Genomic DNA, 16,745 nt, shown 5'->3' with positions numbered 1-16,745 from the left:
CCCCCAACCCCCCCTTGCTAAGGGGGGGAGTAAGAGTTTATTTCTATTGGTAAAGGGATAAGTCAAGCCTTCTTCCTTCTTCCTTCTTCCTTCTTCCTTCGGGTATAATAAAAGGCTGCACGCAAAAAAACGGTAATCTGGAGGGCAATATGTCACGGAAATGTCAGCTAACGGGAAAGAAGGCGAATAACGGTTTTGCAGTTTCTCACTCGCACCACCGCACTCACAAATTGCAAGACGCTAATTTGCAGTGGAAGCGGGTTTGGTGGCCGCAGGAGAAGCGCTGGGTAAGATTGCACCTTTCTACAAAAGCAATTAAAACCTTGCAACACAAGGGTTTGGAAATCATGGCGAAGGAAGCTGGAATTAACCTGTACAAGCTTTAAAAAACTTGGCTAAATTAAAATGAGGGCGATCGCACATTTGAGAGTGCGATCGCCCTTATTTTTAGAGAAAAACTTTTACTAAAGCTATTTTCGGCATTGCAGTAAATAAGTAGTCATCTGACCTTTGCCTTTAACTTCGATAGCGCCGCGGTTTTCAAAGAAATACTTTTCTCGCAACTGCTGATAAGTTGTCTCTGTTACGTGAATGCACCCCGGCAAGCCGTGAGATTCCATGCGGGAAGCAGTGTTAACGGTGTCTCCCCATAAATCGTAAATAAATTTTTTAATTCCAATAACTCCGGCAACAACCGGGCCGCTGTTGATGCCGATTCTGATGCTGAAATCTTGATTGTGGGTATTGCTGAAGTCAGTAATTGCCTGCTGCATATCCAAAGCCATTTCTGCGATCGCCTCTGCATGATCCCTGCGGGGCATGGGCAGCCCTCCAACTACCATGTAAGCGTCGCCAATCGTCTTAATTTTTTCCAAACCGTGCCTTTCTGCTAGGTTGTCAAATGTCGAAAAGATGTCATTCAGCAAGGCAACTAATTCCGTTGGAGAAACTCGCGAACTGAGTTGAGTAAAGCCTACTATGTCCGCAAATAAGACAGTAACATCAGCAAAAGTGTCTGCGATCGTACTGTCTCCCCGCTTCAACCGATTCGCTATTTCTTCAGGCAAAATATTCAACAGCAAGCGTTCTGATTGTTCCTGTTGAACTCGCAGTGCACTTAAAGTCTCATTCAGAGCATTAGTTCGTTCTTTCACTCTAAACTCTAACTCGTCATTCAGCTTTACAAGCTGCATTTCAGCCCGCCTGCGTTCTGTGATATCCGTACCGATTGCCAGCATTCCCGCGAACTTTCCTGCCGCGTCAAACAGCGGTTTATTTGCCCACGATACCCAAACCCGCTCGCCGCTGCGCCGGATACTTTCATTTTCATTTCGCGTATATTGTTCTGGGTTTTCCAAAATATCTCTCAACTTTGCTGCCAAGTCATTTCCTCTTGTATCTCTCTGGGGAATAATTGTTCCCACGGCGTTTTTGCCAATTATCTCTTTTTCATCGTAACCAAAAAACTTCTGTGCAAATTCGTTAAAAAAAGTAATATTTCCTCGCCTATCTATTTTTAAAATAATGCTGTTAGCATTTTCCACTAACTCCCGATACTTAATTTCGCTTTGCCGCAGCGAATCCTCAGCAGAGGCGCGTTCCGCTACTGTCGCCGCCAACAGCAGCGATGTAACTACAATTACGCTCATAAAAGCCTGTAAAAATAAGATTGCCTGATTGATATTTTCCGCTTTTGCAATAAAGGGGCCACCTCCCTGAGAACCGCCCCAAATTGCGATACTGGATACAATGAAAGATGCTAAAACAGCCCCACCCTGGCCGAATTGAATGGTTGCCCAAATTACCAAGGGAAATGGCAAGTATTCGAGGGGATAACCGGAGAGATTACTTTCACTTTTTGAGTTGTAAACTAGCCAACTGACTGTTACTAATAACAGCAGGCATATTCCGGCACCGATACGATTTAGAATTGTTTTAGAAGCTGTATTTTGTGAGGGGCTGGGCGCTGGCTTGTGGTTATATATAATCAACAGCATGGGAGTAAAAATTAAAACTCCTAATGTATCTCCAAGATACCAATTCCACCGAATGTGCCAATATTCGCTCCAGTCAACTAAACCAGTTACACAGAGGCGTAGCGTGCCGAGAGTACAGTTGATTTGAGTGGCAACTACAGCACCGCAGAAAACTAAGTTTACTACATCTATGAGCCGTTCTAGTGACGGGCGAAACTTGAGTTTCTGCAACAAACTAAATGCGATAAAAGCTTGCATACAAGCACTTAATGCAGATATTAATCCACTTATCAAGGAGACTTTTTGGTTAAAAATATCGAAAAAGAAGACGCCTAAAGCTATTCCAGGCCACACCTGCCGCCCAAACAATAAAAGTGCAGCTTGTGCAATTCCTGCGGGTGGCCAGACGCACGTACCTAATTTATTTATGCCAGGGATTGAAACTGCTATTTTTGCTCCTAAAGCGTAAGCCAAAGCAATGGCAGTTACTTTTGCTAAATATTGCCAATTTCTAGATTGAGAAAATTGCAAAAACTGATTTTTTGGGGAAACCATACTCAGTGTTATATTCTTAATTAACTATAGCAACCGCGCCCGAAGATTAGGAAATTATTAATTATGAAACATGACTTTTTATATTGCTTCTTCCTTCTTCATTCTTCCTGATGCTATAACTTTATCCCTGTCAGAAAATAAGTGTTCATCTGGCCTTTGCCTTTAACTTCGATCGCGCCGCGACTTTCAAATACATACTTGTCCTGCAATATATCATAAATTGCAGAGGTGACTTGAATGCACCCCGGCAAGGCGTGGGATTCCATGCGGGAAGCGGTGTTAACGGTGTCTCCCCATAAATCGTAAATAAATTTTTTAATACCGATTACTCCGGCGACGACAGGGCCGGTGTTAATCCCAATTCTGATGCTAAAATCTTGATTGTGGATATTACTGAAGTCAGTAATTGCCTGCTGCATATCGAGGGCCATTTGGGCGATCGCCTCTGCATGATCGTTGCGGGGCATCGGCAGCCCTCCTACTACCATGTAGGCATCGCCAATAGTCTTAATTTTTTCCAATCCATGCTTTTCTGCTAGGCGATCGAATGTGGAAAAAATGTCGTTAAGCAAGGAAACTAATTCGGGCGGAGAAATTTGGGAACTAATTTGGGTAAAACCGACTATATCTGCAAATAATACTGTTACTTCGGCAAAAGTATCGGCGATGATGCTTTGGTCTTGTTTTAATCTGTCGGCAATGGGTTGTGGTAAAACGTTTAACAGGAGACGATCGGATTTTTCTTGTTCTAAGCGCAAAGCTGCTTCAGCTTGTTTGCGAGTTGTGATATCTTGAACAGTACCTTCGTAATAAAGCAAATTTCCGTAGGAATCGCGCACTGTATAAGTATTTTCCGAAATCCAAATTATGCTGCCATCTCGGCGGTAAACTTGAGATTCAAAATCCGATACTTTGCCTTGTTCTTCTATTAAGCGGACAATTTCTGCCCGGCGTTCGGAGTCAACATAAAGCTGTTGGCTAATATCAGTTAATGTGCCGACCAATTCCTCGCGTGAACTGTAACCGTAAATGCGAAGCAAAGCAGGATTGGCGCTGAGATATTGCCCATCTGGGGTAGTTTGAAAAATGCCGACGATCGCATTTTCAAAAATGCTGCGGTATTTTTCTTCAGCTTGCCGCAGCGCTTCTTCAGCCCGCTGCCGTTCTCGCGCTTCCATTGCGAAAGTTACAGAGTCTGCTAGAGAAACAGCGAAACTTTGTTCTTCAATCGTCCAAAAGCGGGGCATTCCTACGTGTTCTAAACAGAAAACTCCTGCTGTTTCTCCGCCTATTTGAATCGGCGTATCTAGCATAGAAGTGATGCCCAAGGGAATTAGGTAAGATTCCGCAAATTCTTTAGTTCTAAAATCGTTTTGCGCGTCAAATGCAGCAATTGCGCGTTCTTCTCGCAGTGTTTGAAAATAGACAGGATAGTCTGCTGCTGCTAATTTCAAACCGTGTGAGTGCTGGTTGAGAGTGCGATCGAACAAATCCAGGCACTCCATCTTGGATTTAGTGCGATCGTACAGCCAGACGCTCGATCGGGCAACTTCCAGAGTACGGCTAGCAGTTTGAGTTATTTCTTGAAGCGCTTTGGTTAAGTCGCCTTGATTCAGCGCTTTATTTTTGGCTAAATCAATTAATGCCGATTTCTGTTTCTGTAGCTGAAGTTCGCTTTGTTTCAGGGCATTTGTCCGTTCTTCAACTCGGATTTCCAGCTTTTCATTCAGCTTTTGCAGCGCTATTTCAGCTTTTCGGCGATCGGTGATATCTGTGCCGATGCAGAGGATGCCCAAAAGTTTTCCCGCTGCATCAACCAACGGTTTATTTGCCCAAGATACCCAAACGCGATCGCCACTGCGCCGCATATTTTCATTTTCATAGCTGGTAAAGCGATCGGGATTTTGTAAAAGTTGACTATAAACCAACTCTAAGTTATTCCCTTCCATGTCCGTCTGTGGAATAATGGTTCCCAAGGCATTTTTTCCCAGAATTTCTTCCTCCTTGTAACCAAAGAATTTTTCGGCAAATTCGTTAAAAAAAGTAATATTGCCGTCAGCGTCCAGTTTCAGAATAATACTGTTAGCATTTTCCACCAATTCTCGATATTTAATTTCGCTTTCCCGCAGAGAATACTCTGCTGATGTGCGTTCAGCTACTGTCGCTGCCAATAACAGCGAGGTAATCGTAATTACACCCATAAAAGCTTGCAAAAACAAGATAGCCTGATTAATATTGTCGGCTTTGGCTGTGAAGGGCCCACCTCCATGAGAACTGCCCAAGATTGCGATGATTGAGACAATAAATGATGCTAGAACAGCGGCTCGCTGACCGAATTGAAGCGCCGCCCACATGATCAAAGGAAATGGCAAATATTCCAGGGGATAACGAGAAATAGCAGCTTGATGTTTCGACTCAAAAACCAGCCAGCTCACCCCAATTAATAAGATTAACCATACTACCCGCTCAATTAAATAATTTTTATGGGGTTCTGTTGGTATTTTTAAACGATCGGCGGTTACTTTAGGACGAAGAAAAATTAAAATCAATGGAGTGATAATTAAAACTCCCATTGTGTCTCCTAACCACCAATTCCATCGAGCAGACCAATATTCGCTCCACTCTATTTTTCCCGCTAAATATAGGGAAAATGCGCCAATAGTGCAACTAATTTGAGTAGCAATTAGACCGCCAAACAAGATTAAATTAATTACATCTTTCAAGCGCTCGATAGAGGGACGAAACCGGAACCAGCCCAGGACAATTACGGCAAAAACCGCTTGCAGAATCGCCCCGGCGTTTCCCCCCACCCAAAGTGCAAATATCTGTTCACTTGGGTTAACCAAATTGAGCAAAAATGTACCCAAAACTATGGCAGGCCAGACTTTACTCCCAAACAATAAAAGTCCAGCTTGGGCAATTCCTGCGGGTGGCCACACCGAGGCAGCAAAGGGATTGACACCTTGAATTGAAATTGCTAGCCTCGCCCCCACGGCGTAAGCGACAGCAACGACAGTTACTTGGGCTAAGTACCGCCCAATTCGGGATTGAGGGAATCGCAGAAACTGATTTAGGTTCAGATTCATACCGAGTTTTAAGTTTTAGGGAATTTCACATCAGAAGGAAGAGGGAAGTTCGGCAACGGATTATGTAACGGATGTAACGGATGTAACGGATGTAATGGATGTCAGGAAGAGGGAAGGAGGAAGAGAAAGAGGGGAGCTAATGTAGCTGTACACCGCGCACATTGCGAGCCTAAATGTAGGTGCGCGGTCGCGCACCTTACCAATTATAAAGGCTTAGTTGATGGCGGCTTCAATCCACTGTTTTAAAGTAGAATTTACTTCATCAATGAGAATTTCCTGTGATTTGTGAGTTGCTCTTTCCACGACTTCAACTTTGCCTGCTTTCAGCGAACGGCCCGGAACAATGCGATAGGGAATGCCAATTAAATCAGCATCTTTAAATTTGACTCCGGCTCGTTCATCGCGGTCATCTAGTAACGTTTCAATGCCCGATTGGTTAAGTTCTGCATAGAGTTTTTCGGCGACTTCTACTTGTTGGGCGTCGGAAATATTCGGGATGCTAATGATGGCGTGATACGGGGCGATCGCCACTGGCCAAATTATCCCGTCTTTGTCGTAGGATTGTTCTACAGCCGATTGAGCTAGCCGCGACACGCCGACGCCGTAGCAGCCCATAACAAAGGGCATTTCTTCGCCTTGTTCGCTGGTGTAGGTAGCGCCCATTGCTTGGGAGTATTTGGTTCCTAATTGGAAGATGTGGCCGACTTCGATGCCTCTGGCGCTTTGCAAGGTTTGTTCGGGGTTGTGCACTGCCCGATCGCCCTTTTTGGCTGTTCTGACACCCACAACCGTTGCTGGTAGAGGAAATTCTTTGTTCCAATTAGCACCGACAACGTGGTATCCTGATTCGTTTGAACCAGTGACAAAGTTTGTCAGGTCAACTGCAGTGCGATCGACCAAACGCAAAAACTTAGAGTTTACCTCCTTGCTGCCAGCGATATAATCATCAGCAACATCGGGAGCCATATAACCGAGAGGTAAAGATTTAGCAGCCCATTTCCGCTGAGCTTCCGCATCGGGAACAGTCAAAAATAAAACAGTTTTAGCTTGATAATTGCCCGCTAACTTCGTCAACTCATTCAGCAACTTTACCTGATTCACATCTTGGTCGCCGCGAATGCTTACCAATACCAAAACAGTCATGCCATTGTCGTAAACAGCTTGGTAAAGCACATTTTTGACAACTTGAGTCGGAGAACATTTCAAAAATTTGCAAAGTTTATCAATTGTTTCAGTTCCCGGTGTTTCCCGCTTTTCAAAATTTGCAAAGGGCGACGGTTCCACATCCGCAGGCATCGATACAGCCTTTTCCACATTAGCGGCATACTGACCATCTTCAGTATAAAGAACTTCATCTTCTCCCGCTTCAGCCAACACCATAAACTCTTGAGAACCAGAACCGCCAATTGCTCCCGAATCAGCATCTACTGCTCGAAACTGCAAGCCGGATCGGCGCAGCATATTGCTATAAGCTTGAGCCATATCCTGATAAGTTTTTTTCAGACTTTCTTCGTTAGTATGGAAAGAATAGCCATCTTTCATAATGAATTCGCGGCCGCGCATCAACCCAAAACGCGGGCGAATTTCATCGCGAAACTTAGTTTGAATTTGATATAGATGTACAGGCAATTGCCGATAGGAACGAATCATATCTTTAGCAATTGTAGTAATTACTTCTTCGTGAGTTGGGCCCAGTCCCAATTCTCGCTGCTGCCTGTCTGTCATGGCAAACATAATACCTTCAGCTTGAGTATAGGTATCCCACCGGCCAGATTCCCGCCACAAATCGGCCGGTTGCAATTGCGGGAGGAGACATTCTTGAGCGCCGGTAGCGTCCATTTCTTCGCGCACAATTTGAGATACTTTTTTGAGAACTCGCCACATTAAAGGTAGATAAGCGTAAATTCCGCTACCGATGCGCCGGATGTATCCGGCACGGAGTAATAATTTGTGGCTAGGAATTTCTGCTTCTGCCGGGTCTTCGCGCAGGGTAACAAAAAGCATTTGAGATAGTCGCATGGCTGATTTCCTTAAAATACCGGATGAGTGTAATTTTAGATTAACTTCTGATATTATCAGAACTAAGCCCGATTTGATTAAATATATGAATAAAATTTTGCAAAACTACCAAAAAGGTATGGCAGCATTTGATGATTGTCACTCTCCTACTGTGCAATCTCAGTGGCTTGCCTTAAAAGATGAAATAGGAGAATTTGTTCGAGAACCTAATTTAAGCGAAATTTGGGATATTGTTCATGCTGCTGGTCGATTGCTTTACAAACTAATCGGAATTCCCTTATATTTACTGGCCTATCCTACTGTTCGCAAACACAGTCAACGTTTCGAGGAGTACGGCTGTATTCGCAGCATTCGCAACTGTCAGGGTAAATGCTGCGGCAAAAAATCGTAGGGTACGCTGCGGCGCACCTAATATCATGTTTGTTGAATGACGCGCAATTACATTCTAATGACTGGATTAAAAAAACAATGCAACTTGAGGCAAGCGCCAAACCCATATCCAGTAACTAATTCCCACTCTCAAATCTAAAATCGCATGACCAGATTTATTCACGACCAATTTGCTAAACAGTATTTGAAAGAACTATTAACCCCTCTCGGTAATGTAGAAACCAGCCGGGATGTTGCTGGAGAAGTAAGGCAGGTTGACGTTTTATTTTCCCCGAAAGCAGAACCGGAAGTCGAAGCAACAGCCCTCGGCATTTTGGGTCAAATCGCAGCAAAACCCGCTGTATTTGAACCCTTCCGCAGCCCTGTCCAAATCGGAGAAATTCGCAGTTGTCTGGGCAAACTCTTCGATATCCACGGGGAATTTGAACGCGCCGCAGTTAGAGAAAATACCCGGATTGCAGAGGCAGACTTGCCCCAACTTTGGATACTGTCGCCGACTGTTTCCGACACGATATTAGCTGGATTTGGAGCGATTCCCGAACCGGAAAATTGGGTAAGTGGAGTTTATTTTATGGGCCCATCTCTGAAAGCAGCGATTATTGCCATTCACCAACTGCCCCGCACGCCAGAAACGCTGTGGCTGAGAGTTTTGGGGAAGGGAAACGTGCAGAAGCAAGCTATTGCCGAATTGAGAGAGTTACCCTCAGATAATGTCTTTCGGTTGAATGCGTTAGAATTGTTGTACAACTTGCGAACTATTTTAGAAGTTCGCCAAGACATAGATCGAGAAGATAGGGAGTTAATTATGGAACTGTCACCCCTCTACTTGCAACGGTTGGAAGATGCAACTCAGCGAGGTATCCAGCAAGGTATCCAGCAAGGTATTCAGCGCGCTCAACGCCTGATGGTTGAGAGTATGCTACAAGTGAAATTTGGCGAAATAGATGAAGAATTAGCCCAAATAATCGAGCCTTTGATTCAGCTAGAACCCCTCGATCGCACGCGACTAATTAGGCAGCTCGATCGCTCTGAATTGCTAGCTCATTTTGAACAAAAAAATCAACCGGAATCCTGAGTCAGCAGCGCACTCTACAATCGGTAGGGTGCGCTCAATATCAGTTTACTATTTATTATCGACAAAATCTGGAGTTAATTATGGAACTATCACCCCTCTATTTACAACGGGTTGAAGAAGCAACTCAGCGAGGTATCGAGCAAGGTATTCAGCGAGGTATCGAGCAATGTATTCAGCAAAGCAAACGCGAGATTCTTGAGAGTATATTATTACAAGTAAGATTTGGCGAAATAGATGAATAACTAGCCCAAATAATCGAGCCTTTTATTTAACTAGAATCTCTGGAAATCACGCGACTGAGTATGCAGCTCGATGATCGCAATTACTCGCTCGTTTTGAGCCTGAAAATCCAACGGAATCCTAACTCGGTAGCACACTCTACGATATGTAGAGTGCATCACATCGCACTTTACTACTATTGATAATTGGTGGGTATTGCCCCCGCATCAAACTTGCCAGTTTTATGCGAACTCTGCTGCTACCAATCCCTTAAAAAGTAATTTCTGACTTTAGACGGATTTATTTTTTAGCTTCCAGAGCCATAATAAGCAGTAAGGATGAGATCACTATAGAACTGATTTACCACTCATCCCAATGTCACTAATAAGGGCTTCCGTAAGATAAAGCCGAACCCAAACAAAACCTCATCTAAAGATTACAAACACCCCTAGAAAAAAGTTGGGGGCAATTTTCGCTATGCCGAGTTAGGCATAAAAATTAAGGAGGTAAATTATGTTTCAAAGCGAGTTATTAATGTCGCTGTACACTCCAAAACTCGATAGGGGCCAAATGCCAGTAGAAATGCCAGTACAAATGCCAGTAGAAATAGATGTGCCATTTGACCACCCCGATATCGGAGGGCTGATGTTTTTAAGCCCTCAGTTTTTCGTGGCCTTAATCGCCGGAGTCATTATGGCTTTCGGCTTCCAATTCCTGTTAACCAATTTCTCAATCGCCGCCAAAATATCAAATTGGGACGAGGCTTTACCCGACGATGACGATGATGATGAGTCCGAAAGTTTAGGCAAAAAAGTTCGGAAAATCGAAGGTTTAGTCGGGGGTTGGATTTTAGTCACCGTTAACCTGGCTTTATTTTTGGCTTGTTTTCTGGCAGTCAAACTAACTTCAATTGCCAGCGTAGACGGAGCGGCAATTATTGGTGTGGTCATCTGGGCGGCGTACTTTTTAACCCTAGTGTGGCTCGGTTCTAGCGCCGTCGGTTCTATGATCGGTTCCTTGATAAAAACCGCTTTTTCGGGCGTTCAAGGCATCATGGGTACTGCGGGTGCAGCGATCGGCGGCAAGATGGCTAGCGACCAAATGGTCAATACTGTAGAGGCATCTGTGGCCGCTGTACGCCGCGAATTGAGTTCGGCGGTAGACCCGGATAGCATTCGCGAAACACTGCAAGATTATGTGGGTTCTTTGCAGTTACCGAAGCTAGATGTTAAGGAAATTCGCGGTCAATTTGAAAAGTTGCTGGGCGATGCAGATATCAAATCTCTTGCGGGAAGCGACGTTCTGAAGAATGTTAACCGCCAGACTTTTGTGGATTTAGTTAAGAGTCGCACAGACTTTTCTCAAGAGGAAATAACTCAAGTTGCTGACCAACTCGAAGGCGTTTGGAAGCAAACTTTCGGCAAGCAGCAAGAGCAGAAAGACCCGAATTTAGAGTTGGTTGATTTTCTCAAGTTTGCCGCTCCCGATTTGCTGAAGTCTGACGAACTCAACGCCAAGCTGTCTCAAATTCTCGAAAGTAGGGAAAACAAATCGGAATCCAGCAGCCCCATGAAGCGAGCGATGCAGTTGGGTGTGGAAGCTCTTGTGGGTACTGTTTTGTCGCGGACAGATTTGTCTGATTTGGATGTTGAAAAAATCACTGGTCAGTTGCAGCAACTGACAGCCAAAGGGACGGAACAAGCTAAATCTTTGGCTTCTAAGGTGGGCGACAAAGTGCCTGCGCTGCCTTTCAATACAGCTAAGGCTGATGTGGAAAACTACTTGATGAATGCCCAACCTTGGCATCTCAACCGGGAGACAATCAAGCAGGAATTTAGGGATGTGATTTACGACCCGGAAGCTTCTCCTGGGGCGGTTTTGCGCCAGTTAGAAATGTTTAATCCTGATTATTTTGTAGGGATTCTGGGCCGCCGTGAGGGGTTTGCTCCTGAACAGGTGACGGAAATTGCCGAACAGCTTGAAGGTGTCCGACAAGAAGTGTTGGAAATTGTGCGAGATGCCGCTGGTGAAGAACAGTCTCAAGATTTGCGGAGTCGGATTGAGAATTATTTGCGATCGACCGGCAAGGAAGAATTGAATCCTGAAGGTATCGAGCGCGATTTCCAAGCGCTTTTGGACGATCGCGATGCTGGTTTTGAAGCTTTGCGCGATCGCCTGTCGCAGTTTAACCGCGATACTTTGGTGCAGTTGCTGGGTCAGCGGGAAGATTTCAGTCCAGAGGAAGCCGATCAGTTAATCGGGCGGCTGGAAAGTTCGCGCGATCGCGTAATTTCAAGAGCTCAAGAATTGCAAGAGCAAGCGCAATCTAAAGCCCAAGAATTGCGGCAAAAGGTAGAGGACTATCTCCGCAATACTAATAAGGAAGAACTCAATCCTGAAGCGATCGAGCGCGAGTTTCAAACGCTGTTAAACGACCCGGAAGCCGGATTCAAAGCGCTGAGAGAACGCTTATCTCAATTCGACCGCGATACGCTGGTGCAGTTGCTGTCACAGCGCCAAGACCTCAGCGAAGAACAGATCAATCACACGATCGACCGGATCGAATCTGTGCGCGACAACATTATCCACGCGCCGCAAATAGTTGCAGATAGAGCTAAGCAACAGTACGAGGAAGTTACTGCAAAAATTGGCGAGTACCTGCGGAATACAAACCTGGAAGAACTCGATCCAGAAGCCATCAATCGGGATTTGACTAAATTGTTTGAAAATCCGAAAGAGGGTGCTTTGGCACTTCGGGACAGACTTTCTCAGGTCGATCGCGAAACTTTAGTCAAGCTGCTTTCCCAGCGGGAAGATTTGAGCGAAGAACAGATCAATCGGACGATCGATCGCGTGCAAGATTCAATTCGCAGCATCGTGAAATCTCCTCGCCGCTTGGCCTCTCGCGCTCAAAAAACAGTCCGCGATTTCCAAGGAAGTTTGGAAAATTACTTGCGGAATACGGACAAGGAAGAACTCAATCCTGAAAGCATCAAACGCGATTTGCAGTTGCTGTTTAGTGAGCCGGGAATGGGGATGCAAAGTTTGGGCGATCGCCTGAAGCACTTCGATCGCTCGACTCTGGTAGCATTGCTGTCGCAGCGGGAAGACATCTCGGAAGAGGAAGCCAACAAAATTGCCGACCAAATTGAATCTGTCCGCAACCAAATTGTCGAACAAGTTCAAATGGTTCAGGACAAGTTTCAGTCAGCAATGGATGGTATTTTCGGGAAAATCCGGGATTACCTCAATTCGCTCGATCGACCAGAACTCAACTACGAAGGCATCAAGCGGGACTTCCGCAAAGTGTTTGACGATCCGCAGGCCGGATTTGACGCGATTAAGGAGCGTTTAGGTGAGTTCGATCGCGGTACTTTAGTTGCCCTACTGAGTTCTCGTTCCGATATTTCCGAGACTGACGCTCACCGAATTGTTGACCAAATGGAAGGAGCCAGGGACAGCGTTTTATTGCGATCGGAACGCCTGCAACATGAAGCCAAAAAACGCATCAAACAGCTCAAGAAAAAGACCAAGCAGCAAGCAGAAGATGCGCGCGAAGCGGCAGCAGCCGCAGCTTGGTGGCTGTTCGGTACGGCTCTGACTTCTGTGGTTGTTTCCGCTTTGGCTGGAGCAATAGCAGTCAACGGGATTTCGGGTTTGTTTAGCTAGATTTTCAACGAGTTTGAAATAAAGTTCTCCTGATTCTAGGCTGGCGTTTTGCCAGCCTATTTTCTTTGGAATAATATCAGAGTCCTTCAGGATTCTATAGTTGGCGGAAATACTCTCGATAAATCGAGCGCCAAGTCGTGAAAATAAGACAGATTAACAGACTCGTTGGGCAGAAAAATCAGCGTCCTGCGATAACCAAATTGGCCAGGGGCATTCTGATACGGATCGCTGTAACATTCCAAGCAAGTTTGTAATAAATTAAATATCCAATAGTTCGAGATTCGGGCTTCAGCATAAAGGGGGAGCTTAACCTGTTTGTCGTAACTCAAAGAAGAATCTGCAATCTCAATCAGCAACAGTATATCCCCTGGACAGGGGTGAGAGGATAGATAGTCGTCAGGGCGATTTTGGACGATCGCACGATCGGGTTCTGGTTCGCTGTCATCAGGCAGAATAATAGGTTGTTGTCCCCGCAGTGTCGCCCTTTCTCCCAGCAGCTTAAATAACTCGCGTTCCAAGCGTGTCTCGCAAACCGAGTGAGCGGTACCTTTAGCTGCCATTTTCACAAGTTCTCCCTTGATTAACTCAACTCGATCGTCCTCATTAAAGAACCCCAGTTCTGTCAGGCGGTGATATTCCGCTATGGTGAAGCGTTTTGCAGTTGCGATCGACATAACAGCCACCTCAATACAGGTATGTTGCGATTATAGGCGATCGGCGATCGGCTAAACAATGCTAATCATGAGAGCCACTAACAACAATCTTGTCAAATTTTCCTCATCCTTTGGTTGCACTTTTTCCCAACTTTGGTGAATTTACTCCCCGAACTTATGTCCCGGATCATCTCTGTCTTAAGCAAGATTCTAGCATCACTATTTATTAGGTACTTTAACTTAAGTAGCAAACAAAAGTTTTCTCAAAAATAAGAAAACTGAGCAATACATATTATTTTGGAGGCTTGAATGACCTTTACTACCAGTGCTTACGACCAAGGAAAAGCAGATATTAAGAAGTTGAGTGTAGACGACCAATTAGGTTTGCTGTGGTTTGTTTACACCGAAATGGGCAAGTCAATAACGCCAGCGGCTCCCGGTGCTTCCGGTTCCGAAATCGCTCAGGGTTTGTTCGAGCAAGTCAAGCCGCTGCCCCACGAAGAACAACTACAAGTAATGCGCGACATTGCCTCAAAAGCCAATACCGAAATCAGCCGGATGTACGGCTCGATGAGCCCTGAAACGAAACTGGCTTTTTGGTATTTTCTAGCAGTAGGAATGGACGAAGGAACTATTATTCCTGTCCCTCCAGACTATCAACTTCCCGACGCAGGAAAATCTTTATTAGGAAAGATTGAGGGCATGGACTTCCAGCAGCAAATTGATTTCCTTCGCGGTACAATTTTAGAAATGGGTGCTGAAGCAGCTCCGGGGGCTGGCATTTAAAAATAGGACTTACTACGAAAAAAAACCCGGTTTCTCGGATGTCGCAACGAGGCATTTAGGAAAAAACCCGGTTTTTAGCCGTTGGATGCCTAACTCCTCAAAAAGATTAGTAAGTAGCTCAAACTAATACGTCGCGACAGAAACCCGGCTTCTTGAAGAAACCGGGTTTCTGGCTGTTCTGTTTTTTTAGGTTGACGGAAAATACCCGCACTTTACAGCTAATAACTGAATTCAACGGCTCTGTTTCCCACAACTTCCGGCGCAGCGACTTTTAAACGCATATCTTCGGAGCCAAAAGTTAGCAAGGGGTGGCCTAAGTTTAAGCTGGCAAAAGGGCTTTCTTCTGGCACATCTAACTCGCCTTTAATCAAACCGATGCGAGACTGCAATCCTCCTTTAAACAACAGCAAATTGGTGCGCTCAGCGCTGAAAACATTTCCGCTAAAAGGCAGCGGGAAAGCTAAAGTTTGCTTGCTGTAATTGAGACTGCACAGTTGACGGTTTCCTTGGCGAACTGTGACGCGGTAGCCTAGCGGTGCTGCCTTTACCGAATCGCTACCTTCCCAACTAAATTGAGCTAATTCTTTAGGAAGTCCCCAAATTTCGCGCCCGCCGGCTACCGAGTTAGGATTGTCTACGTAGATGTGGGAAATCCAAGCGCCCCATTTTCCAGCATAATTAGCGATCGCGCTAACTACAATTAACTCATTGTACTCCATCACCGAACCCAACCCGTAGGAGGATACATAAATGCCACCTAGGGTTTTTCCTGGCAATAAAGAGACAATTTCTAATTCAGAGGGAACTAAGGCGCGCACTCGTGCCACATCTACTAATTGTAAAGTCTGAACAGCATAACCTTGCAGATTCCAAGGTGCAGGTGGATATACCATTTTCAGTGATTAAATATCTGAGATTTTATCTTTATTTTAGCTTAGGGTCTAAAAAGCGACAGCCCTTTGCATTTCTTCACACATTGTGAGGGAATTTAGTTTATTTAAACAAATTAATATGTGACGAGAAATTAGATGAATAATTGACGTGGGTTATCTGTTGTAGGGGGGCGGGTTTAGTAATATTGTCAACAGGAATTAGATATTATTATTCAAACCCGCCCCTTGTATCTTAAAAGAGTGAGTCAGGCGATTGCCACGTCATTGATTCGATCATACCGACAAGTGGGCGATCGTACCGACAAGTGGGCGATCGAGCCGACAATCAGTCGATCGTACCGACAATCAGTCGATCGTACCGACAATCAGTCGATCGTACCGACAATCAGTCGATCGTACTGATCGACGAAGTGAATCTAAAGAAACAAGGAAAGTTTTGTAGAAACGGTTCTGTAACAGGCGAAAGTGTGAGCAAGAGAACATCAGAAATCGGTGAAGTTGGCCCGCCCCTTAGACAGTCACAAGTCTGTTGTGTAGATAAGCTCCCATTACTGATGACAGGCGCACCAAGCTGGACAGTATCTTAGGCTCTCGATCAAAGGAGCGAGAAAGCCTGCATTCACAAGGTTAGTATTAATTGCCTGTCAAGTTCTTTAATAGATCGGAGTACATGGAGAGCAAATAATGACAACAGTCTTAGGGATAGACATCAGTAAAAAAGACTTTCATCTCTCATTACTGAGAGAAGGTCGTGCAACTAAACCCAGAAAGTTTACGAACAATACTCAAGGGTTTGAGAGTTTGCATAACTGGCTCAAACAACAAAGTGTCGTCGAACTCCATGCTTGTATGGAAGCTACTAGCATCTACGGCGAAGCCTTGGCAGAATTCCTTTATGGGGAAGGCTTTCAGGTAAGTATCGTCAATCCGGCTCGTATTAAAGGGTTTGCTAAAAGCGAACTTCTGAGAACGAAAACAGACTCCGTAGATGCGGCACTGATTGCCCGTTTTTGTGCGGCAATGAAACCATCATTATGGACTCCTACAGCCCCCGAAGTCAAGGAATTACAAGCCTTGTTACGGCGGCTCGAATCAGTCACAGAAATGATGACGAGCGAACAAAACCGTTTGGAGACAGCTACGCCAACAGTTGCTGCCCTTACCCAGGAACATTTGGACTATCTAAAACAGCAACAACAACTAATCAAAAAACTGATTAGTGACCATTTTGACCAACACCCACACTTAAAACAACAGCGCGAGCTGTTGAATTCAATTCCTGGCATTGGAGATTTAACAGCTTCTATATTATTAGCTGAAATTGGCGATGTTTCTGATTACGATAATGCTCGTCAATTAGCAGCCTATGCTGGTTTAACACGCCCGCGAACGTACTTCTGGGACTTCGGTTAAGGGCAAAACTC

The 16,745-nt window shown here is 45.0% G+C and carries 13 protein-coding genes; 8 read left to right on the top strand and 5 right to left on the bottom strand.

Features of this window, described 5'->3' with window-relative positions; all coding sequences use genetic code 11:
- Positions 1-149 precede the first annotated feature (149 nt).
- Entirely contained in the window at positions 150-386 is a 237-nt protein-coding gene (gene rpmB, locus QT979_RS14855; protein ID WP_006634309.1) for a 50S ribosomal protein L28, read from the top strand.
- Between the two features lie 84 nt (positions 387-470).
- Here rpmB and QT979_RS14850 read toward each other — a convergent pair whose 3' ends face one another.
- The 3 genes from QT979_RS14850 to proS form a co-directional block, all read right to left on the bottom strand.
- The gene (locus QT979_RS14850; RefSeq protein WP_333212889.1) at positions 471-2,531 is read right to left on the bottom strand and encodes an adenylate/guanylate cyclase domain-containing protein; all 2,061 of its coding nucleotides are present in this window, start codon (positions 2,529-2,531) and stop codon (positions 471-473) included.
- Positions 2,532-2,644: 113 nt separating this feature from the next.
- On the bottom strand, positions 2,645-5,617 hold the full coding sequence (locus QT979_RS14845; RefSeq protein ID WP_333310787.1) for an adenylate/guanylate cyclase domain-containing protein: 2,973 nt from the start codon (positions 5,615-5,617) through the stop codon (positions 2,645-2,647).
- Positions 5,618-5,830: 213 nt separating this feature from the next.
- Positions 5,831-7,636, bottom strand: a complete 1,806-nt coding sequence (gene proS / locus QT979_RS14840) for a proline--tRNA ligase (protein ID WP_333212891.1) — start codon at positions 7,634-7,636, stop codon at positions 5,831-5,833.
- On the opposite strand from proS, the gene QT979_RS14835 reads away from it, so the two are divergent.
- The 4 genes from QT979_RS14835 (at position 7,635) to QT979_RS14820 (ending at position 12,989) form a co-directional block, all read left to right on the top strand.
- Complete coding sequence (locus tag QT979_RS14835; RefSeq protein WP_333310785.1) at positions 7,635-8,027, top strand: hypothetical protein; 393 nt, start codon at positions 7,635-7,637, stop codon at positions 8,025-8,027. The genes proS and QT979_RS14835 overlap by 2 nt on opposite strands.
- 144 nt (positions 8,028-8,171) lie before the next feature.
- The gene (locus QT979_RS14830) at positions 8,172-9,101 is read left to right on the top strand and encodes a hypothetical protein (RefSeq protein WP_333310782.1); all 930 of its coding nucleotides are present in this window, start codon (positions 8,172-8,174) and stop codon (positions 9,099-9,101) included.
- Between the two features lie 80 nt (positions 9,102-9,181).
- Positions 9,182-9,343 (top strand): hypothetical protein, encoded by a 162-nt coding sequence (locus QT979_RS14825; protein WP_333227126.1) that lies wholly within the window; start codon positions 9,182-9,184, stop codon positions 9,341-9,343.
- 490 nt (positions 9,344-9,833) lie between these two features.
- Positions 9,834-12,989 (top strand): MFS transporter, encoded by a 3,156-nt coding sequence (locus QT979_RS14820; RefSeq protein ID WP_333310780.1) that lies wholly within the window; start codon positions 9,834-9,836, stop codon positions 12,987-12,989.
- An 86-nt stretch (positions 12,990-13,075) separates the two neighbouring features.
- Here QT979_RS14820 and QT979_RS14815 read toward each other — a convergent pair whose 3' ends face one another.
- Positions 13,076-13,663 carry a Uma2 family endonuclease gene (locus QT979_RS14815; RefSeq protein ID WP_333310778.1) on the bottom strand — a complete coding sequence of 196 codons (588 nt, stop codon included), beginning with the start codon at positions 13,661-13,663 and terminating at the stop codon, positions 13,076-13,078.
- Between the two features lie 288 nt (positions 13,664-13,951).
- Between QT979_RS14815 and QT979_RS14810 the strand changes: the two genes are divergently transcribed.
- On the top strand, positions 13,952-14,428 hold the full coding sequence (locus tag QT979_RS14810; RefSeq protein ID WP_333212899.1) for an orange carotenoid protein N-terminal domain-containing protein: 477 nt from the start codon (positions 13,952-13,954) through the stop codon (positions 14,426-14,428).
- A gap of 218 nt (positions 14,429-14,646) precedes the next feature.
- On the opposite strand, the gene QT979_RS14805 is transcribed toward QT979_RS14810, so the two are convergent.
- Positions 14,647-15,321 carry an acetoacetate decarboxylase family protein gene (locus QT979_RS14805; protein ID WP_333212900.1) on the bottom strand — a complete coding sequence of 225 codons (675 nt, stop codon included), beginning with the start codon at positions 15,319-15,321 and terminating at the stop codon, positions 14,647-14,649.
- 264 nt (positions 15,322-15,585) lie between these two features.
- On the opposite strand from QT979_RS14805, the gene QT979_RS14800 reads away from it, so the two are divergent.
- Both QT979_RS14800 and QT979_RS14795 read left to right on the top strand, forming a co-directional pair.
- Positions 15,586-15,723 carry a hypothetical protein gene (locus QT979_RS14800; RefSeq protein ID WP_333310776.1) on the top strand — a complete coding sequence of 46 codons (138 nt, stop codon included), beginning with the start codon at positions 15,586-15,588 and terminating at the stop codon, positions 15,721-15,723.
- Between the two features lie 282 nt (positions 15,724-16,005).
- A complete protein-coding gene (locus tag QT979_RS14795) occupies positions 16,006-16,734 on the top strand; it encodes an IS110 family transposase (protein ID WP_333310774.1) in 729 nt (242 codons plus the stop codon).
- Positions 16,735-16,745: the final 11 nt, after the last annotated feature.

It is taken from the genome of Microcoleus sp. w2-18bC1, assembly GCF_036700365.1.
GTDB lineage: Bacteria > Cyanobacteriota > Cyanobacteriia > Cyanobacteriales > Microcoleaceae > Microcoleus.
Note: the sequence above shows the minus strand (reverse complement) of the source record. Positions and strands in the feature narration are given on the sequence as shown.